The organism is Aeromonas sp. ASNIH8 (genome assembly GCF_002919855.1).
Taxonomy (GTDB): domain Bacteria; phylum Pseudomonadota; class Gammaproteobacteria; order Enterobacterales; family Aeromonadaceae; genus Aeromonas; species Aeromonas caviae.
The window spans coordinates 25,521-44,958 of sequence record NZ_PQLN01000032.1 but is presented as its reverse complement, the minus strand read 5'-3'; the positions used below and the strand labels follow the sequence as shown (position 1 = coordinate 44,958).

20 protein-coding genes are annotated in these 19,438 nt (G+C 60.0%); 8 read left to right on the top strand and 12 right to left on the bottom strand.

Annotation, left to right across the window (positions count from 1 at the left end):
* From C3418_RS10570 to C3418_RS10560, 3 genes are all read left to right on the top strand, one after another.
* On the top strand, positions 1-623 hold a 623-nt coding region (locus C3418_RS10570; protein ID WP_146054103.1), incomplete at its 5' end, for an RNA-guided endonuclease TnpB family protein.
* A gap of 246 nt (positions 624-869) precedes the next feature.
* Entirely contained in the window at positions 870-1,625 is a 756-nt protein-coding gene (locus C3418_RS10565; RefSeq protein ID WP_052815447.1) for a hypothetical protein, read from the top strand.
* Between the two features lie 60 nt (positions 1,626-1,685).
* Positions 1,686-2,348, top strand: coding sequence for a DUF2987 domain-containing protein (locus tag C3418_RS10560; RefSeq protein WP_041211435.1), 663 nt, complete (start codon positions 1,686-1,688; stop codon positions 2,346-2,348).
* Between the two features lie 71 nt (positions 2,349-2,419).
* Here C3418_RS10560 and ttcA read toward each other — a convergent pair whose 3' ends face one another.
* The 12 genes from ttcA to C3418_RS24050 all read right to left on the bottom strand — a co-directional run bounded on the left by ttcA (position 2,420) and on the right by C3418_RS24050 (position 12,825).
* Complete coding sequence (ttcA, locus tag C3418_RS10555) at positions 2,420-3,328, bottom strand: tRNA 2-thiocytidine(32) synthetase TtcA (protein ID WP_052814627.1); 909 nt, start codon at positions 3,326-3,328, stop codon at positions 2,420-2,422.
* Positions 3,329-3,395: 67 nt separating this feature from the next.
* A complete protein-coding gene (uspE, locus tag C3418_RS10550) occupies positions 3,396-4,343 on the bottom strand; it encodes a universal stress protein UspE (protein WP_039040780.1) in 948 nt (315 codons plus the stop codon).
* A gap of 136 nt (positions 4,344-4,479) precedes the next feature.
* Positions 4,480-5,235: an FNR family transcription factor gene (locus C3418_RS10545; RefSeq protein WP_010674781.1), complete on the bottom strand. Its 756-nt coding sequence runs from the start codon at positions 5,233-5,235 to the stop codon at positions 4,480-4,482.
* A 68-nt stretch (positions 5,236-5,303) separates the two neighbouring features.
* Positions 5,304-5,990 (bottom strand): sulfite exporter TauE/SafE family protein, encoded by a 687-nt coding sequence (locus C3418_RS10540; protein ID WP_010674780.1) that lies wholly within the window; start codon positions 5,988-5,990, stop codon positions 5,304-5,306.
* The gene (gene ccoS, locus C3418_RS10535; protein WP_041211434.1) at positions 5,974-6,180 is read right to left on the bottom strand and encodes a cbb3-type cytochrome oxidase assembly protein CcoS; all 207 of its coding nucleotides are present in this window, start codon (positions 6,178-6,180) and stop codon (positions 5,974-5,976) included. Before ccoS ends, C3418_RS10540 begins: the two co-directional genes overlap by 17 nt.
* An 82-nt stretch (positions 6,181-6,262) precedes the next feature.
* Positions 6,263-8,659 (bottom strand): heavy metal translocating P-type ATPase, encoded by a 2,397-nt coding sequence (locus C3418_RS10530; protein ID WP_103858460.1) that lies wholly within the window; start codon positions 8,657-8,659, stop codon positions 6,263-6,265.
* Positions 8,660-8,747: 88 nt separating this feature from the next.
* Positions 8,748-9,236, bottom strand: coding sequence for a FixH family protein (locus tag C3418_RS10525; RefSeq protein ID WP_010674777.1), 489 nt, complete (start codon positions 9,234-9,236; stop codon positions 8,748-8,750).
* A 113-nt stretch (positions 9,237-9,349) separates the two neighbouring features.
* Positions 9,350-10,339: a cytochrome-c oxidase, cbb3-type subunit III gene (gene ccoP / locus C3418_RS10520; RefSeq protein ID WP_039040785.1), complete on the bottom strand. Its 990-nt coding sequence runs from the start codon at positions 10,337-10,339 to the stop codon at positions 9,350-9,352.
* Positions 10,339-10,518, bottom strand: a complete 180-nt coding sequence (locus C3418_RS10515) for a CcoQ/FixQ family Cbb3-type cytochrome c oxidase assembly chaperone (RefSeq protein ID WP_010674775.1) — start codon at positions 10,516-10,518, stop codon at positions 10,339-10,341. Before C3418_RS10515 ends, ccoP begins: the two co-directional genes overlap by 1 nt.
* Before the next feature lie 11 nt (positions 10,519-10,529).
* Complete coding sequence (gene ccoO, locus C3418_RS10510; protein ID WP_010674774.1) at positions 10,530-11,144, bottom strand: cytochrome-c oxidase, cbb3-type subunit II; 615 nt, start codon at positions 11,142-11,144, stop codon at positions 10,530-10,532.
* 18 nt (positions 11,145-11,162) lie between these two features.
* Positions 11,163-12,587, bottom strand: a complete 1,425-nt coding sequence (gene ccoN / locus C3418_RS10505; protein WP_010674773.1) for a cytochrome-c oxidase, cbb3-type subunit I — start codon at positions 12,585-12,587, stop codon at positions 11,163-11,165.
* Positions 12,562-12,825, bottom strand: a complete 264-nt coding sequence (locus tag C3418_RS24050; RefSeq protein WP_125117269.1) for a hypothetical protein — start codon at positions 12,823-12,825, stop codon at positions 12,562-12,564. Before C3418_RS24050 ends, ccoN begins: the two co-directional genes overlap by 26 nt.
* Positions 12,826-12,866: 41 nt before the next feature.
* Between C3418_RS24050 and C3418_RS10500 the strand changes: the two genes are divergently transcribed.
* From C3418_RS10500 to pepN, 5 genes are all read left to right on the top strand, one after another.
* Positions 12,867-13,325 carry a hypothetical protein gene (locus tag C3418_RS10500; RefSeq protein WP_010674772.1) on the top strand — a complete coding sequence of 153 codons (459 nt, stop codon included), beginning with the start codon at positions 12,867-12,869 and terminating at the stop codon, positions 13,323-13,325.
* A 108-nt stretch (positions 13,326-13,433) separates the two neighbouring features.
* Entirely contained in the window at positions 13,434-13,892 is a 459-nt protein-coding gene (locus C3418_RS10495) for a GAF domain-containing protein (protein WP_010674771.1), read from the top strand.
* 101 nt (positions 13,893-13,993) lie between these two features.
* On the top strand, positions 13,994-14,638 hold the full coding sequence (gene proQ / locus C3418_RS10490) for an RNA chaperone ProQ (protein WP_010674770.1): 645 nt from the start codon (positions 13,994-13,996) through the stop codon (positions 14,636-14,638).
* 8 nt (positions 14,639-14,646) lie between these two features.
* On the top strand, positions 14,647-16,662 hold the full coding sequence (gene prc, locus C3418_RS10485) for a carboxy terminal-processing peptidase (protein ID WP_052814626.1): 2,016 nt from the start codon (positions 14,647-14,649) through the stop codon (positions 16,660-16,662).
* A gap of 129 nt (positions 16,663-16,791) precedes the next feature.
* Positions 16,792-19,416, top strand: a complete 2,625-nt coding sequence (pepN, locus tag C3418_RS10480) for an aminopeptidase N (protein ID WP_103858457.1) — start codon at positions 16,792-16,794, stop codon at positions 19,414-19,416.
* Positions 19,417-19,438: the final 22 nt, after the last annotated feature.

Here is a 19,438-nt window from a genome sequence, read left to right as displayed (position 1 = left end):
TGTTTGAGCCCGTCAACAGCTTCAAAACCAATCAGACCAAGCTGGCAAGGCTCCAACGCCAGTTGAGCAAAAAGGTAAAGTTCAGCAGCAACTGGAAGAAACAAAAAGCCAAGATCCAGCGGCTGCATTCACATATCGCCAATACCCGCCGCGATTACCTTCACAAGGTCACAACGACTATCAGCAAAAACCACGCGATGATCGTCATTGAGGATTTGAAGGTTGCCAGCATGTCAAAATCAGCAGCGGGCACGACCAGCCAGCCGGGGCGCAACGTCCGGGCAAAATCAGGGCTGAATCGTTCGATATTAGATCAGGGCTGGTTTGAGCTGCGCCGCCAGCTCGAATATAAGCAGGCATGGCGAGGCGGTCAGGTGTTGGCGATAAACCCGGCCTACACGAGCCAGCAGTGCGCCTGTTGTGGGCATACTGCGAAGGATAACCGCCAGACGCAAAGCCAGTTTAAATGCGCTGCGTGTGGTTATGAGGCGAACGCCGATGTGAACGGCGCTCGCAATATTTTAGCGGCGGGACACGCCGTTTTAGCCTGTGGAGGCGTGGTGCAATCAGGCCGCCCGATGAAGCAGGAACCCGGTACTGCGCGAGCAGCTATCACCCAGTAATGGGAATCCCCCTCCTGTGACGCGAAGCTCTAAGGTGGGGGAGGATGTCAACATCCTACTCCCGTTGGACAGAGGGGCCAAGGGTGAGGGGAACTTCATCAAGTAGGGCTGCAAGGCCTTTGGTATCAATGGCTTTCTGAACGGAAGATAACAGGAAAAACGGCTACGCATGCCGGTTCAAACCGCTATAATGTGCCACCTTGGATCAGTCGTCAGTGAATGTTGGACAGTCAATTGAGTAATAGAATGCGGATCGGTGGAACCCTCGAACAGTCCCTCAGCCAGGGATATCGTCTGGACCTGCAAGGGGTGTTGAAAGAGGGGTGGCAACAGACTCGTCGCACCGGTTTCGGATTGGCGCTGGCCATCGCCGGGGTCATGGCAATCTGGATCCTGCTGAGCAATACCTTGCTGACGCCCTATGTCGCCCGTGAAGGAGGGGATATGGATATGGCCCTGATCCTGAGCCTGCTGGTCACGGTGATCATGTCACCCATGACCTCCTCCCTCGACATGCTGGGGTTGCAGCAGTCGGTGGGGGTACGCGCCCGGCCGAGCCAGGTGTTCGACTTCTTCCGCCACTTCCTGCGCCTGGGCAGCCTGAGTCTGCTCGGCAGCCTCATCACCAGCCTGTTTGGACCCCTGTTCGAGCTGCTGGGTGTGCCTGTGATGCTGGCCTTCATCCCTTCCGCCCTGGTGGGCATGGGGCTGGTGTTTACCGTACCTCTGGTGCTGGAGCGCGGTCTTTCCCCGGCTCAGGCCATTCTGGTCTCCCTCAAGCTCTTTGCCCGGGGCTGGCCCAGCATAGTGCTGCTGCACGGGGTCATGCTGGCACTCTTCTTCCTGGCGCTCATCCCCATGGGGCTGGGACTTATCTGGGTGGCGCCGCTCTACTTCAACTGCAAGGGCATTCTCTACCGGGATCTGTGTGGGGTGGCAGTCGAAGTGACCGAGGTTGCCAGTGGCAACAACGGGCAGGGCCCGGATCATTTCAACGCATAATGGAATACCAGGGGTCAGCCGGTGTCGACCCGCCCGGAGCATGATGCAAAAGGATGGCATATGAACAAGCGATACGGGATGGCGGCGCTCCTGCTGATGCCCATGCTGGGACAGGCTGAGCCGTCCCTTGAACTCGACTACGGCACCTTCTACAGCCAGATGAAGACCTTCGCCAAGGGGGAATTTGGCCACGCCAGACTGGGCTTTTATCTGGCCAGTCAACAGAACGGTCGGCGCTGCGGGCTCACCTCGGCCCGGGTCTCGACCCCGGACAGGGATGTGCCCGCCGAGGTCACGGTGGATGGCGAACTGCGTCTGCCCTATGACGATGATCTCAACCTCGACAAGGCGATCGTGGTGGTGGGGCTCACCGAGGCCCACGCCGCCTGTGATCTGTCGGTACAGGTGATGGCTGACGCCCCCGCCACACCCGAGGTGCCGCTGGCCGAACTTGTCTCGCGTCAGCAGCAGATGCAGCGATTGCTCGACAAGATGGCCGGCATGGTCGGCCAGTATTTCCTGCCCAAGATGGAAGGGGTGCGGATCTCCATGGTGGCGCCCGCAGGCACAGCCTACCTTGTGGAGGGTGCCCGTCAGGAGGCCGTCTCCTGGCAGCAGGGGCAACTGCTGCTCAGCAATGCGCAGCTGAAGGGGTTTGCCCAGGGCAAGCTGCAACTGCAAGGGGAGATCCTGCGCCTGACCCCCTGGCTACACAAGGAGTAGCGACCCGAGTCCGCAGATTGCCAGAATGAAAAAAGGAGCGCCTGGCGCTCCTTTTTTGTGGGTGACGGGGCTTAGCGCACCTCAATCACGTCCAGCATGTCCATCTCGTCGATGTCCAGCAGCGGCACCTTGGGCAGCTCGGGCGGATCAAATGCCTTGTCGCCACCGTCGATGATGCCGGAGTCGCGATTGATGCTCTTGAAGTCAAACAGCTGGTGATCGAGCAGGTGGCTCGGGATCACGTCCTGAATGGCGGTGAACATGGTCTCGAGACGGCCTGGGAAGCGGCGATCCCACTCCTGCATCATCTGCTTGATGGCCTGGCGCTGCAGGTTCTCCTGGGAGCCGCACAGGTTGCAGGGGATGATGGGGAAGGCCTTGACCTCGGCATAGCGCACCAGATCTTTCTCCTTGCAGTAGGCCAGGGGGCGGATCACCACGTTCTTGCCATCGTCGCTCACCAGCTTGGGGGGCATGGATTTGAGCTTGCCACCGTAAAACATGTTGAGGAACAGGGTCTCGAGGATGTCGTCACGGTGATGGCCAAGGGCGATCTTGGTACAGCCCAGCTCCTGGGCGGTGCGATACAGAATGCCGCGGCGCAGGCGGGAGCAGAGCGCGCAGGTAGTCTTGCCCTCCGGTACCTTCTCCTTGACGATGGAATAGGTATCTTCTTCCACGATCTTGAAGTCGATGCCGAGAGTGCTCAGGTATTCGGGCAGCACGTGCTCGGGGAAGCCGGGTTGCTTCTGATCCAGGTTGACGGCCACCAGATCGAAATGGATGGGGGCGCTGGCCTTCAGGCTCATCAGGATGTCGAGCATGGCAAAGCTGTCCTTGCCGCCAGACAGGCAGACCATGATCTTGTCACCCTCTTCAATCATGTTGAAGTCGGCGATGGCCTGGCCCACGTTGCGCCGCAGACGTTTCTGCAGCTTGTTGAAACTGTATTTCTCTTTGGCGTTAAGCTCTTCTAGCATGGCCTCAAACCCGGGACAAAAATAAGCGGCTTATTATAGCCATGTCCCGGGGGAGGGCAAGAAACGCTTATGCAGGATGACGCCTGTCATCCACAGGGCAGCTGTAATCGTCGGGTTTGAGGATGAGAATGTCGCAGTTGAGCCTGTCCACCACGTGCTCGGCGGTGTTGCCAAGCAGGGCGGCAGAGAGGCCGGTACGGCCGACGCATCCCATGATCATCAGGGTGGCATTCAGATCGTCCGCCATGTCCGGCAGCACCTCCTCCGGCAAGCCTTCCGCCACCTTGGTCCACATGTGGTTGATGCCGAATTGATCGGCATGTTCCCGCAGCAGATCTTCATGGTGTTTGCGAATGGCATCGTTGTAGGCGTTGGGATCGAACTCTGGCAGTTCGATGGCGACATTGACCGGGGTGCCCGGGTAGGTGTTGACCAGATAGAGACTGGCACCAAGCAGCTCGGCGATGGCGATCCCCTCGCGGGTGATCCGCTCGTTAAGCACCTTCTGCTCCTTGTCATCGCTCGAGCAGTTGATGGCGGCAATCAGGTTGCCCCCCCGTTGCCAGTGCCCTTCTTTTACCAGCAGAACCGGACAGGGGCATTTGCGCAGCAGGTGCCAGTCGGTGGGGGTGAAGATGAAGGTTTGCAGGAAGGAGTGTTTGTGAGTAGCCTTGACGACCAGATCGTGACGCTGTTCCAGCACTTCCTGAATGACGCACTCGAAGGGACGGTTGTGCCAAAGCACTTTCACTTCGCATTCCAGCCCTCTGGCCCGATAGGGAGTGAGGATCTCGTCGAGCCACTCCCGACGCTGGGCGATGACACCATGGCGCATCTCTTCCCGCTCGTCTGCCGAGAGCATGGCGGTCATCTCGTAAGAGAAGTCGTAAATCGTCAGGAGCAGGGTCAGCTGGGCACCCTCATCCAGCTCGGCGACCTTGACCGCGCGCTCGAGCGCGATCTGGCGCTCCTCCTCGGGATTGATCACCACCAGAATGTTTCGGTACTTGACCATGTTCTCCTCCTTAGCAAAAAGGCCAATGATGGCAACTCTTTAGCTATTACAGCTTAGTCCAAGGGGGGAGACGGGAAGGTGTGCCGGATCAAATTTCAGGGTGATCCGATCCGGCAAAAAAGGGAATAAACGGGGATTAACCGCAGGGAGGACGAGTGGCTCCGGCCATGACGCCCAAGGCAACGTTGTCCAGTACAGTAATGTATTTGCCTTTGACGCTGATGAGACCGGATTTCTGGAAACGGCCCAGCAGGCGGCTGATGGTCTCGACGGTGAGACCGAGGTAGTTGCCGATGTCTCCACGGGTCATGGAGAGGCGGAACTCCTTGGCGGAGAAGCCGCGCTCGGAGAAACGAACCGAGAGATTGTGCAGGAAGGCAGCGAGGCGCTCTTCGGCGTTCTTTTTGGAGAGCAGCAGTATCATCTCCTGGTCGCCCATGATCTCGTTGCTCATCAGCCGCATGATCTGCTGGCGCAGTTTGGGCATCTTGCCAGAGAGGTCGTCGAGCACATCGAACGGTATTTCGCACACCATGGCGGTTTCCAGCGCCTGGGCGAAGGAGGGGTGGGCCTGCTTGTGGATGGCGTCGAAACCGACCAGATCACCGGCGAGGTGGAAGGCGGTGATCTGTTCGTCACCCTGTTCGGTGATGGTGTATGACTTGATGGTCCCGGAACGTATGGCATAGAGCGACTTGAGCTCATCGCCGGCCTTGAACAACTCTTCACCCTTCTGGAACGGCTTTTTGCGCTCGATGATGCTGTCGAGCTGATCGAGCTCGTTATCGTTCAGGGTGAAGGGGATGCAGAGCTGGCTGATGCTGCAATCCTGGCAATGAATTGCACAGCCACCGCTCTGAATACGTCTGCCAGGTTTCTTGTCCGGGATCATAGGCTCAAATGAATAATTGATTTATATCAAACAAGTTTACCACCATCTCATCCGTTTTGGATAGGGTTTCAAAAGGACGCCATCCCGATCCAGAGGGTGTGGATCCCGTAGGCAATAAGCAGCAAGGCGCCCCCAAGGCGCAGGCTGCGCAGGGTGAGCCAGTAGCGCAATCGGTCTGCCAGCCCCCCTAGCGCAAACAGGGTCGGCAGGGTGCCGAGGCCGAAAAAGAGCATGATGAGTGCCCCGCCACTCGCGGAGCCTGCGGCAGCGCTCCAGGTCAGCATGGAGTAGACGAGGCCGCAAGGGAGCCAGCCCCATATCATGCCAAAGGGGAGGGCCTGCCTGGCTGATGTAAACGGGAGAAACCTGCCTGCCAGCGGCTTGATGAGAGGCCAGAACTTCGCACCGATGCGCTCGAGCAGCAAGACGCCATGCCACCAGCCAGCCAAGTAGAGGCCGAGCGCTATCATCAGCAGGGCGGCGATGAGGCGAAGCCCTGCCAGGGCGTGTTTGCCAGCGCCTATCTCCGTGGTGGTGGCGAGCAAGCCGCCCACCAGCGCGCCCGCCAGCACATAGCTCAGGATGCGCCCCAGGTTGTAGTTGAGCAGATAACCGAGCCTGCCCCAAAAATGCTGCTTCTCGGCAGGTATGGCCATGGAGAGCGCTGCGGACACGCCGCCACACATGCCGATACAGTGGCCGGCACCGGCAAGCCCGACCAGCAGGGCGCCCATGAGGTCAAGGCTGCTGGTCATGGGGCCTGTTTTCCTGTTCTGCTTGTTGTTCAGAGGGGGGCAAGGGGCGCTGCTCCTCGTCAAACAGGATGTTGGAGCCCTGCCTGTCGAGATCCTCGAACTGCTCGGAGCGGATGGCCCAGAAGAAGACGGCGCCGGCAATGACAACGAACAGGATGGCGATGGGGATGAGGACGAAGATAATGTTCATGGCGCGGACCCTGTGGTGAAAGGGGGATGATAACCCGGCGAGGCAAGAGGTGCCGCCACCCGGGAGGATGCCAGATGGCTGCTCACCGGTTGAGCCGCATGGAGTTGGTGACCACGATGAGGGAGCTCAGGGACATGCCAGCAGCCGCCAGATAAGGGGGGAGCCAGCCACTTGCCGCCAGCGGCAGCACAAGCAGGTTGTAGCCGATGGACCAGGCAAAGTTCTCCTTGATGATCTTGCGAGTGCGCAGGGCCTGGGCCCGGGCGGCCAGCAGACGGGAGAGATCGTCGGCCAGCAGGATGGCGTCGGCACTGTTCTTGGCCAGATCCGTGCCCCCGGCCATGGCAAAGGACGCGTGGGCGCCGGCCAGCACAGGGGCGTCGTTGATGCCATCTCCCACCATGATGCTGATATCCCCGGCCGCTTCCCGGGCCTTGAGATAGGCCAGCTTGCCGTCCGGGGTGACCCCTTTTACCAGCTCATCGACCCCCAGCTCGCGGGCCAGCATGTCCGCCTGGTCCGAACCGTCGCCGGTGAGAATGGTGGTTTGCAGGCCTGCCTCCTTGAAGGCCTGGATCAGTGCACCGGCATCGGGGCGCAGCGTGTCGGCCAGGATGAAACGGGCCAGCAGTCCGTGTTCATCGGCCAGATAGATGGTCAGCCCTTGAGCGGCATTCTCTTCTTGCGCCAGTTCGAGCCAGCGTGCACTGCCGATGCGGTAATGCTTGCCCTCAATTACTCCCTGCACGCCGTGGCCGATGACGGGGGTGACGTCGCTGGCGGCGAGCGGCACCCCGTCCGCCAGTGGTTTGCTTCGAAACGCACGGGCGATGGGGTGCTCGGAGTAGGTCTCCAGGGCATGGGCGAGTGCGAGGCAGCGGGCTGCGTCGAGCTCGCCGAGGGGCTGGGTGCTCACCAGGCTGATGTTGCCCGTGGTCAGGGTTCCCGTCTTGTCCATCACGATGCGGTTGGCCCGGGTCAGAATGTCCAGCACGTGGCCGCGGCGCAGCAGGATGCCGCTGCGGGTCAGGTTGGCAGTGGCCGAGGTCAGTGCGGTCGGGGTGGCCAGCGAGAGGGCGCAGGGACAGGTCGCCACCAGCACCGCCAGGGTGACCCAGAAGGCCCGCTCGGGCTGATGAAAATGCCAGAAGGTCCAGACCGCGGACGCAATGATCAGGAGCACCAGGATAAAGTGGCGCGACAGCACGTCCGCCAGTTGGGCGATGGCGGGCTTGTCGTCCAGAGCATGATCCTGCAGGCGCATGATCTGGGCCAGACGCGACTCTTCAATGGGATGGCTGACCCGGATCTCCAGGGGGGCATCGGTATTGATGGTGCCTGCATAGACGGGATCCCCGGCCTGCTTGAGCAGAGGCAACTGTTCGCCAGTCAGCATGGATTCGTTGAGGCTGGCCTGGCCCAAGGTGACGATGCCGTCTGCCGGCAGGGTGGCCCCCGCGAGTACCCGCACCCTGTCTCCGACTCGCAGCGTCTTGGCGGCCACCTCGTGTTCGCCGTCATCATCGATGCGGGTCGCCATGATGGGCACCAGACGCGCCAGGTTGGAGCTCGACTCCGACGCCTTGCGCCTCGCTCGTAGTTCCAGCAGACGGCCCAACAGCAGGAAAAAGACGAACATGGTGATGGAGTCGTAATAGACCTCACCCGTGTTGAAGACCGTGGCCCAGATGGAGGCGACGAAGGCGCCGATCAGTGCCAGCGACACCGAAACATCCATGGAGAGGTGCCCCTGCTTCAGGCTGCGCCATGCCCCCACGTAAAAAGGCTGGGCCGAGTAGATCATGATGGGGGTGGAGAGCAGAAGGCTTATCCACTTGAAGTAGATCATGAACTCCTCTTCCACGCTGATGAAGAGGTCCATGTAGAGTGCCACGGCGCACATCATCACCTGCATGGAGCCAAGGCCGGCCAGCGCCATGCGGAACATGTAGCTGCGCACCTCTTTGGCGTAGAGCGCTTCCTGCTGATGAGTCTGGAAGGGATAGGCGCGATAGCCGACCCTGGCAAAGCCCTTGAGAATGTCGCTCAAAGAGAGCTGGGCCGGATCCCACTTGATGCGGGCGCGATGGGTGGTGGTATTGACGTTGATGTAACGCAGACCGCGCAGGGTCATCAGGTGCCGCTCGATGAGCCAGGCACAGGCGGCGCAGCTCAAACCTTCCACCGTCAGTTGGATCTCGCGCGTAGTTTCGCGACCCGTACCGGTGTCGGTGACGAACTCCTGCTGCACCTCCGCCAGATCGTAGTGGGTGAGGGCGGCGAGCTCTTCGGGCACCAGTTCCCCCTTGATGCCGGGAGCGGTGCGGTGTTCGTAATAACTGGCGAGGCCGCATTCGAGAATGGTCTGTGCCACGGCCTGACAGCCAGGGCAACACATCGGCTGAGCGATGCCTTTGATCTCGAGAGTAAAGTTACTGCCAGTGGGAACCGGTTCACCACAGTGAAAACAGCCGGTCATGGTGATCATCCCTCTTTGATGCAGCCCTGCAGGCCGGGTCGGGGAGAAGGGCGGCTGACCGGCGTGCCGATCACCCTGCCTTCGTGATTCAACGTCCCTTGGGATCGAGCTCAATCGCTGCCTGAGTCGGCAGTTGTGCCGTCTCCTGGAGGCGCCATTCATGGTTGAAGGCATCGACCCGCACGTGCCACTTGCCGGTGAGGGGCTTGTCGAGCATCAGGCGATAGACTCCCTTGCCATCGGCCGTCAGCAGATGTTCGCTGTCCAGGCCCGCCAACGTGGGATGAAACAGGGAGAGGTGCAGTGCCTGCCCGAGGGGGAAATCCCCGGACAGTGGATTTAACGTCAGCTCCTTGTCGCTGACATTGAGGGCGATACGGATGCCGAGCGCCTCGGCGCGATCGAACTTGCTGAGATCCTGGTTAATCTCCTTGCCCTGCTTGTAGTAGTCCTCCGCCACCAGGTTGACCCCATCCTTGCTGGCAATGATGGCGGTGGCGATGCTGCCTACCACGGCGGCGCAGGGGAGGGCGATGATGAACCAGGGCCAGAATTGGCGATACCAGGGTTGAGTCATGATGCTACCGAAACAAATGGTTAACGAAATGGCGGTAATTCAGCCAACACAAGATAGCAAAAAGCCTCGAAGAGTCGAGGCTTTTTGCTGATTAATCACGTGCTTATCACATGTTACTGCTGATTTTGCCGATCGTTGTGGGACAAGCTGTAAACGTAGGAAGCGAGCAGATGTACCTTGTCTTCCCCCAGAATGTCCTTCCAGGCCGGCATCACGCCGTGGCGCCCGTGGGTGATGGTCTGTTCGACCACCTGACGGGAGCCGCCATAGAGCCAGATGTTGTTGGTGAGATCCGGTGCGCCGAAGGCGATGCCGCCCTTGGCATCCGGACCGTGGCAGGCGGCGCACATGGCAAAGCGTGCTTCCCCTTTCTTGGCTTCCACCAGATCAACCTTACGACCGGAGAGGCTCAGCACATAGGAGGCAACCTCTTTCACCCCGTCCTGACCCAGGATCTCGCCCCAGGCGGCCATGATCCCCTGACGACCGCCCATGATGGTGGTCTTGATCTGGTCGGGTGCGCCGCCCCACTGCCATTCGCTGTCGGTCAGGTTTGGGAAACCGCGACCACCGCGGGCATCGGAGCCATGACACTGGGAACAGTTTTGCAGGAACAGGCGCTGACCCACCTTCAGGGCTTCCGGATCCTTGGCGATCTCGGTGATCTCCTTGTAGCTCTTGCCGTCAGCCTGATAGGTCAGCTCGCGGAACTTGGCGCCGTAGATCTCGTCGGCCTTGGCGAGTTCCCGGTCGTATTCCACCGCGCGTCCTTCGGCCTTGGCAGACTCGGCCGCCGCCTTGGACTCGGCCAGGGAACGCACATCCTGGTTGGAGCTCTGCCAGCCCAGCAGACCCTTGAAGTTGCCAAGGCCCGGGAAGGCGAGCAGGTAGATGAGCCCGGTGACGATGAAGAAGAGGAACATATAGGACCACCACTTCGGCAGGGGATTGTTGATCTCCTCGATGCCGTCGAAGGTGTGACCCATGGGTTTGCCCTCTTCGGCTCCCATCTTGTCCTTCATGCACCAGGCCAGCAGCAGGAAGCAGCCGAGAATGGTGCCAAGGCTTATGACGGTCACAAAAATGCTAAACAGAGTGCTCATTATTGCTTCGCTCCTGCGTTCTTGTTATCAGCACTGGGTTGCTCGTCATCGGCAAAAACCAGGTTGGCGGCCTCGTCGAAAGAAGCCTTGCGGCGCTTGCTGTAGGCCCAGACGATGATGCCAATCATGATGACCATCAGCAGCAGGGTGTACAGGCCGCGAAATGTGCCGTAATCCATATCCCGACTCCTTATTTCAGGGCATGGCCCAGTGATTGCAGATAGGCGATCAGCGCATCCAGCTCGGTCTTGCCCTTGACGGCCTCACCGGCGCCAGCGATGTCGGCATCGGTATAGGGCACGCCGAAGTGATCCCGGAACAGAGCCAGCTTCTTGCCAGTCAACTCGCCGCTCAGCACATTGGTCTCGAGCCAGGGGAAGGCCGGCATGTTGGACTCGGGCACCACGTCACGCGGGTTGATGAGGTGGGCGCGATGCCAGTCATCGGAGTAGCGGCCGCCGACCCGGGCCAGATCCGGGCCGGTACGCTTGGAGCCCCACAGGAAGGGGTGCTCCCAGACGCTCTCGCCGGCAACCGAGTAGTGGCCGTAGCGTTCGGTCTCGGCGCGGAACGGGCGGATCATCTGGCTGTGGCAGACGGTGCAGCCTTCGCGGATGTAGATGTCGCGTCCTTCCATCTGCAGGGCGGTGTAGGGCTTGAGGCCCTCCACCGGCTCGTTGGTCTGCTTCTGGAAGAACAGGGGGGTGATTTCCACCAGGCCCCCCAGGCTGATGGCGAAGATGATGCCAATCACCAGCATGGGGACGCTTTTTTCAAAAATCTCGTGACGGTTGTTGTTGCTCATGCTTTAAACCCCTTCAAATCAGGCTGGCTGTGCGACGGGTTCCAGAGAACCCTTGGGCGCAGTGACGGTGCGATAGGCGTTGTAAGCCATCAGCAGCATGCCGGTGACGAAGAAGCAGCCACCCAGGAAGCGCACGAAGTAGAAGGGATAGGAAGCTTGCAGCGCCTCCACGAAGCTGTAGGTCAGGGTGCCGTCGTCGTTGACCGCACGCCACATCAGGCCCTGCATCACACCGGAAATCCACATGGCGACGATATAGAGCACGGTGCCCACGGTGGCCAGCCAGAAGTGGACGTTGATGAGCTTGATGCTGTACATGCGCCCCTGCCCGAACAGGTTCGGGATCAGGTGGTAGACGGCACCGATGGACACCATGGCAACCCAGCCCAGGGCACCGGAGTGAACGTGACCGATAGTCCAGTCGGTGTAGTGGGAGAGGGCGTTGACGGTCTTGATCGCCATCATGGGGCCTTCGAAGGTCGACATGCCGTAGAACGACAGGGAGACGATCAGGAAGCGCAGGATGGGGTCATAACGCAGCTTGTGCCAGGCACCCGAGAGGGTCATGATGCCGTTGATCATGCCGCCCCAGGAGGGCACGAACAGGATGAGGGACATCACCATGCCCAGCGACTGGGCCCAGTCAGGCAGGGCGGTATAGTGCAGGTGGTGCGGACCGGCCCAGATATAGAGGGAGATCAGCGCCCAGAAGTGCACGATGGAGAGGCGGTAGGAGTAGACGGGGCGACCCGCCTGCTTGGGCACGAAATAGTACATCATGCCAAGGAAGCCCGCTGTCAGCAGGAAGCCCACTGCGTTGTGGCCATACCACCACTGCACCATGGCATCCATGGCACCGGAGTACATGGAGTAGGACTTCATGCCGGAGAGCGGCACTTCCATGTTGTTGACGATGTGCAGTACGGCCACCGTGATGATGAAGGCACCGAAGAACCAGTTCGCCACATAGATGTGGGAGGTGGTGCGCTTGACCAAGGTGCCGAAGAAGACGATGGCATAGCTCACCCAGACCACGGCGATGGCGATGTCGATGGGCCACTCCAGCTCGGCGTACTCTTTGGAGGTGGTGTACCCCAGCGGCAGCGAGATGGCTGCAGACAGAATGATCGCCTGCCAGCCCCAGAACACGAAGGAGGCGAGGGGACCACCAAACAGCCGGACCTGACAGGTGCGTTGCACCACGTAGAAGGAGGTGGCCATCAGGGCGCTGCAACCAAATGCGAAGATGACCGCATTGGTATGCAGGGGACGCAGACGGCTGTACGTCAGCCAGGGGGTGTCGAAGTTGAGGGCAGGCCAGATCAACTGGGCTGCAATCAATACACCCACCGACATGCCGACGATACCCCAGACAATCGTCATGACGGTGAACTGGCGCACAACGGTGTAGTTGTACTCAGGGTGGTTTGTTGTATGGCTCATCGTTGTATTCCGCTTCCGATGCTGTTGTTAGTGTTGCCCGGTGTCCTGGGCCATTTTCACCCCGGTTTTGCAAAATCCCCTCGTTAACATCTGTTAATAAAAGGAAAAGCAAAAGGTGGTTAAATGAAAATCCATTGAGAATGATACTGAAATGACCGGTAAAATAACAGTACAAACAGTGATATATTTGGCTCCAGCGGGTCTCATGTCCGCCAGTTTTTACCTTGAGCCAGATCACGAAAATTACATTTTCTACGTACCTTACAGAGCTGTTTTTTCATGAAAGAGAGACTCACTTCACGCAAAATCGTCCACCTGTCCATGGTGCTGGTCATTTTGCTCTCCCTGATGGCCTATCGAACCTGGTTTTCAGGCACAGGAAGCGACCATGCAGAGGGCTCCAATGTTCAGATTTGTGATCTGTCCCACAGCCCCTGCCGCCTCATCGTCGGGGATCGCCCGCTGACGGTCAGCATCGATGGCTTGCCGATCCGCCCTGAACATGACTTTGTCCTGCGCCTTCAAGGGGGTGTGCCGGCCATTACGCCGGTCAAGGCCTGGCTCGAGGGCAAGGAGATGTTCATGGGGCTCATCCCCGTGCTGTTTGAAGCCAGCGATGCGGGGTGGCGAGGGGTGACCCAGGTGGGAAGTTGTACGGCAGAGGCGATGGACTGGCTCTTGACCATCGAGTGGAGCAATGGCCAGCGCCATCAACTGACGTTGGGCGCGGCACGTTGAACGGACTCTCATCGGGCCCCAGGAGGGGGGATAAATGAAAATTGATTTGAAATTTTCAGGCAGGACGGTACCTTGCATTGATTATCAAAGAGTGAAGTTCATTTAATCATGATTGAAAAACAAGCATTTTATCGCACGCTCAACCAGCAGGCCCAGGCATTGCTAGAGGGCGAACCCGACATGATCGCCACCCTGGCAAACCTGTCTGCCCTGCTCAATCAGGAACTGGCTGACATCAACTGGGTTGGTTTCTACCTGCTGCAGGGCGAGACCCTGGTGCTCGGCCCGTTCCAGGGCAAGCCGGCCTGTGTGCGCATCCCGGTCGGGCGCGGCGTCTGTGGCACTGCGGTTGCCGAGGGCAAGACCCAGCTGGTGGACGACGTGCACCAGTTCGCGGGGCACATTGCGTGCGACGGTGCCAGCAACTCGGAAATCGTGATCCCGCTGCGCCGTGGCGGGGAGATCATCGGGGTGCTGGACATCGACAGTCCAATCTTTAACCGCTTTGACGAGCAGGACCGGATTGGCCTCGAAGAAACGGTGCAAATTTTGGAAAGCATGCTCTAAGTCATTGCTAGATGGTTCGCAAAAGGTCCCAAGCTCTCTATAATGGGGCCTTTGTTGTGTTCGGGCATGCCCGTGCGTCTATATGAAAGCCAAGGTTATACATGGAAAACACTGAAAAGCTGAAGAACAGTAAAGAGATCGTCGCCTACCTGGTCGAGAAATTCCCGGCCTGCTTCATCGCTGAAGGAGAGGCCAAGCCACTCAAGATTGGCATCTTCCAGGATCTGGCCGCGCGTCTTGCTGATGACGAGAGAGTCTCCAAGACCATGCTGCGCTCTGCTCTGCGTCAATACACCTCCAGCTGGCGTTACCTGCATGGCCTCAAGGCTGGCCAGGCCCGTGTCGATCTGGACGGCAACCCGGGCGAGCTGCTCACCGAAGAGCACATCGAGCATGCCAAACAGGCGCTCAAGGAGAGCAAGGAACGTGTCTTTGCCAGCCGCCGCACCAACACCAAGGAGAAGGAAGACAAGCCCAAGCAGCCGCGTCGCAACGCGCCGCGCAAGGCTGACGCTCCCCGCTCCGACAAGCCCAAGTCCGCCCCTGCTCCCAAGGCTGCACCGGTCGCCGATGCGCCGCTGGTGAAAGTGGATGCCGCTACCCTGAAAGTCGAGCAGGGCGTGCGCGTCGTGCTGGGCAAGTCCCCTGTGCCTGCGACCATCAAGGAAGTGACCAAGGATGACGTACAGGTTCAATTGCAGACCGGCATGATGTTGCGGGTCAAGTTCGAGCATCTGGTTCTCTAAGGAGACGAATGTTGAAGCATGGCGTGATTCGTTTTTCACTCGTTGCCTGTAGCCTGGCGCTTGCCGGGCTCGCACAGGCCATCGAGCCGGTGCTCAAGGAAAGTGATTTGCCTGTGTTGGCTCAAGAGAGCCAACATGCTACGGCCAGCAAGCGAATTGCCAATCTGTTTACCCGCTCCCACTACAAACAGTTCAAGCTGGACGACGCCTTTTCCTCCGTGATCTTTGACAAGTATCTGGAGAATCTGGACTACAGCCGCAACCTGTTTCTGGCCTCTGACATCAGCCGTTTTGAGAAATATCGTACCGGTTTTGACACCGACCTCGAGCGAGGGCGACTGGCTCCGGCCTACGAGATGTTCAACCTGAGTCAGCAGCGGCGGTACGAGCGGTTCGAATACGCCCTCAAACTGCTCGACACTCCCTTCGATTTTACCCAGAAAGACAATTACGTCTTCGATCGGGAAGGGGCTCCCTGGCCCAAGGATGAAGCCGAGCTCAACGAGCTGTGGCGTCAGCGGGTCAAGTTCGATGCCCTGAGCCTCAAGCTCAGCGGCAAGGAGTGGCCCGAGATCAAGGAGCTGCTTGGCAAGCGTTACAACAACGCCATCAAGCGGATGTCCCAGACCGAGAGCGAGGACGTGTTCCAGCTCTTCATGAACTCCTTCGCCCGCGCCATCGAACCGCACACCAGCTATCTGTCTCCGCGCAGCGCCGATCGGTTCAACACCGAGATGAACCTCTCGCTGGAAGGGATTGGGGCCGTGCTGCAGGCGGAAGATGACTTTACCGTCATCCGCTCCCTGGTGCCAGGCGGCCCGGCGGCCAAGTCCAATCACCTGAAACCCGATGACAAGATCACCGGTGTGGGGCAGGACGACGGTAAGATCGTGGATGTCATTGGCTGGCGTCTTGACGACGTGGTCGAGCTCATCAAGGGGCCCAAGGGCAGCAAGGTGAAGCTGGAGATCCAGCGCGGCAAGGGCGCGACCGCCAAGACCGAGCTGGTGGAGCTGGTGCGTGACAAGGTGCGTCTGGAAGACAGAGCCGCCAAGTCCAAGGTGATCACCGCCGAGGGCAAGAAGATCGGCGTGCTCGAGATCCCGAGCTTCTACGTCAACCTGCACGACGACGTGATCAAGGAGATCTCCAGCCTCAACAAGCAGAAGATCGACGGCCTCATCGTCGATCTGCGCGGCAACGGTGGCGGTGCCCTGACGGAAGCTTCCGCCCTGAGCGGTCTCTTCTTTGCCAGCGGCCCCGTGGTGCAGATCCGTGATCACATGGGTCGCATCACCGTCAATGGCGACGACGACGGCAATGTCTACTACGGTGGCCCCATGTCGGTGATGATCGACCGCTACAGCGCCTCGGCCTCCGAGATCTTCGCTGCCGCCATGCAGGACTATGGTCGTGCGCTGATCCTCGGCGAAAACTCGTTCGGCAAGGGGACGGTGCAGCAGCATCGCAGCCTCGCCAAGGTCTATGACTTCTACGAGCAGCCGCTGGGTCACGTGCAGTACACCATCGCCAAGTTCTACCGTATCGATGGCGGCAGCACCCAGAACAAGGGAGTTGCACCCGATATCGCCTTCCCGACTGCGGTAGCGCCGGGGGAGACGGGGGAGAGCCGCGAGTTCAACGCCTTGCCCTGGGACAAGATTGCCTCGGCCAGCTACGAGCGACTGGGGGACTTCTCCAGCCTGCTGCCCAAGCTGAAAGCGGCCCACGAGGCACGGATCACCAAGGATCCGGAATTTGCCTATGTGCTGCAGGACATCAAGGAGTATCAGGCGGACAAGGACAAGAAGTCGGTCTCCCTGAACGAAGCCGAGCGGCTGGCTGAACAGGCCAAACAGGACGAGAAGGCGCTGGCGCGAGCCAATGAGCGGCTGACCCGTCTTGGCAAGCCGACGGTGAAGAGCCTGGATGAACTGCCGACCGATTTCGAGGCACCTGACGAATACCAGGTGGAAGCGGCCAACATCACGGCGGATCTGGCCACCCTCAGCAAGAATAGCTGATGCTGGCAACGAAATGACAAGGGCGACTCTGGTCGCCCTTTCTTTTGCCTGAATGCAAACTATTTGACCCTGTCCGAGCCTTGTGACAGCCTCTGACACGTCAATAACAAAGCGTGGAAGCACACAATAATGACTGAACAACCTCAGGCCATGACGGCCAAATATCGCCAGGATTACCAGGCTCCCCTCTATTGGTGTGACAGTCTGGATCTCGATTTTCAGCTGCAAGAGCCCCTGACCCGGGTCACCGCCATCTCCCGTTTGCGTCGCAGCGGCGATCACAACGAACCCCTGGTGCTGGACGGCGAGGGGCTTGACCTTGTCAGCGTCAGTGTGGATGGCGTGCCCTATCAGCAATACGAGCAGGGAGAGAGCAGCCTGACCCTGTTCAACCTGCCGGCCGAGTGCGTGCTGACCGTGGTCACCAACATTGATCCCGCCGCCAACACGGCGCTGGAGGGGCTCTACAAATCCGGCGATGCCTATTGCACCCAGTGCGAGGCCGAGGGCTTTCGTCGTATCACCTATTACATGGACAGGCCAGACATCCTGGCCCGTTACAGTACCCGTATCACCGCCGACAAGGCCAAGTACCCCTATCTGCTCTCCAACGGCAACAAGGTCGCGAGCGGCGATCTGGACGACGGTCGCCACTTCGTGCAGTGGCAGGATCCCTTCCCCAAGCCGAGCTACCTCTTCGCCTTGGTGGCGGGGGACTTCGATGTGGAGCGCAATCACTACACCACCCGGAGTGGTCGCGATGTGGCGCTGGAAATCTTCGTGGACAAGGGCAACCTGGACCGCACCGGTTTCGCCATGGAGAGCCTCATCCACTCCATGCGCTGGGATGAACAGCGCTTTGGCCTCGAATACGATCTCGACATCTACATGATCGTGGCGGTGGACTTCTTCAACATGGGGGCCATGGAGAACAAGGGGCTCAACATCTTCAACTCCAAGTTCGTGCTGGCCAACCCGGCCACTGCCACCGATGCGGACTACCACGGCATCGAGCGGGTGATCGGTCACGAATATTTCCACAACTGGACCGGCAACCGCGTCACCTGCCGCGACTGGTTCCAGTTAAGCCTCAAAGAGGGGCTGACGGTGTTCCGGGATCAGGAGTTCTCCTCCGATCTGGGGTCGCGCGGCGTCAACCGGATCAACAACGTGCGCACCGTGCGCGGTCCGCAGTTTGCCGAAGATGCCGGCCCCATGGCCCACCCCATCCGCCCGGATGTGGTGATCGAGATGAACAACTTCTACACCCTGACCGTCTACGAGAAGGGCTCTGAAGTGATCCGCATGATGCACACCCTGCTGGGGGAGGACGCCTTCCTGGCGGGCATGCGCCTCTACTTCGAGCGTCACGACGGCTCTGCCGCCACCTGCGACGACTTCGTGCAGGCGATGGAGGATGCCTCCGGGGTGGATCTCGTTCGCTTCCGCCGCTGGTACAGCCAGTCCGGCACCCCCGAGCTCACCGTGACCGACGAGTACGATGCCACGAGTGGTGTTTATCGTCTGCACGTGAGCCAGCACACCCCGCCGACCCAGGATCAGCCACAAAAGCTGCCGCTGCATATCCCCCTCGACATCGAGCTCTACGATGCACAGGGTGCCGTCATCCCGCTGCAATACCAGGGCAAGGCCATCGGCAATGTGCTGGACGTGCTGGAAGCACAGCAGACTTTCGAATTCGATCGGGTGCCGGTCAGACCGGTACCCTCCCTGCTGCGGGACTTCTCCGCCCCGGTCAAGCTGCACTATGACTATAGCGACGAGGCCCTGGCCTTCCTGATGCGCCATGCCCGCAACGAGTTTGCCCGCTGGGATGCGGCGCAGATGCTGATCAACAAGGCGGTGATCGACGGGGTGGCGCGGGTCCAGCACGGGCAGAGGGTTGAACTCTCCCACACCCTGCTGGCGGCCTTTGTTGCCATTCTGGACGAGGCTGCACTGGATCCCGCCCTCAAGGCAGAGATCCTGGCCCTGCCGGGAGAGGCGACCCTGGCCGAGCTGTTCGAGGCGGCCGATATCGACGCCATCCACCAGGTGCGCAACGGGATCCAGACCGCATTGGCCCACGCCTTCGGCGACCGCCTGCTGGCGTGCTACGAGAGCCTGCGTCTGTCGGCTTATCAGGTGGTCCATGCCGACATGGCCAAACGGGCCCTCAAGGGCGTGGTGCTGGGTTATCTGGCGGCGCTGGATGCCGCGAAGGCCGATACCCTGGTGCGCGAGCAGTACGGGGCCGCCGACAACATGACCGACACCCTGGCTGCACTCCAGGTGGCCAACAGCCATCTGCTGCCGTGCCGCGCCGCGCTTTTGGCCGACTTCGAAGTCAAGTGGGCCCACGACGGCCTGGTACTGGACAACTGGCTGCGGCTGGTGGGCGCCAAGCCGGCCAAGGATGTGCTCGATGACGTGAAGCAGGCGATGGCGCACCCGACCTTCAGCATCCGCAACCCGAACCGGCTGCGGGCGCTCATCGGCAGCTTCGCCATGAACAACCAGGTGCAGTTCCACGCCGCCGATGGCAGCGGCTATCGCTTCCTGACCGATCTCTTGATCGAGCTCAACGAGGTCAATCCCCAGGTGGCGTCCCGCCTCATCACCCCGCTTATCCAGTTCAAGCGGCTCGATGAGGGGCGCAAGGCGCTGGTTCGCGCCGAGCTGACCCGCCTGGCCAACCTGGACGGGCTGGCGCGGGATCTGTTCGAGAAGGTGAGCAAGGCGCTGGCACAATAAGCGTCACGACGGCGGGCAGGGG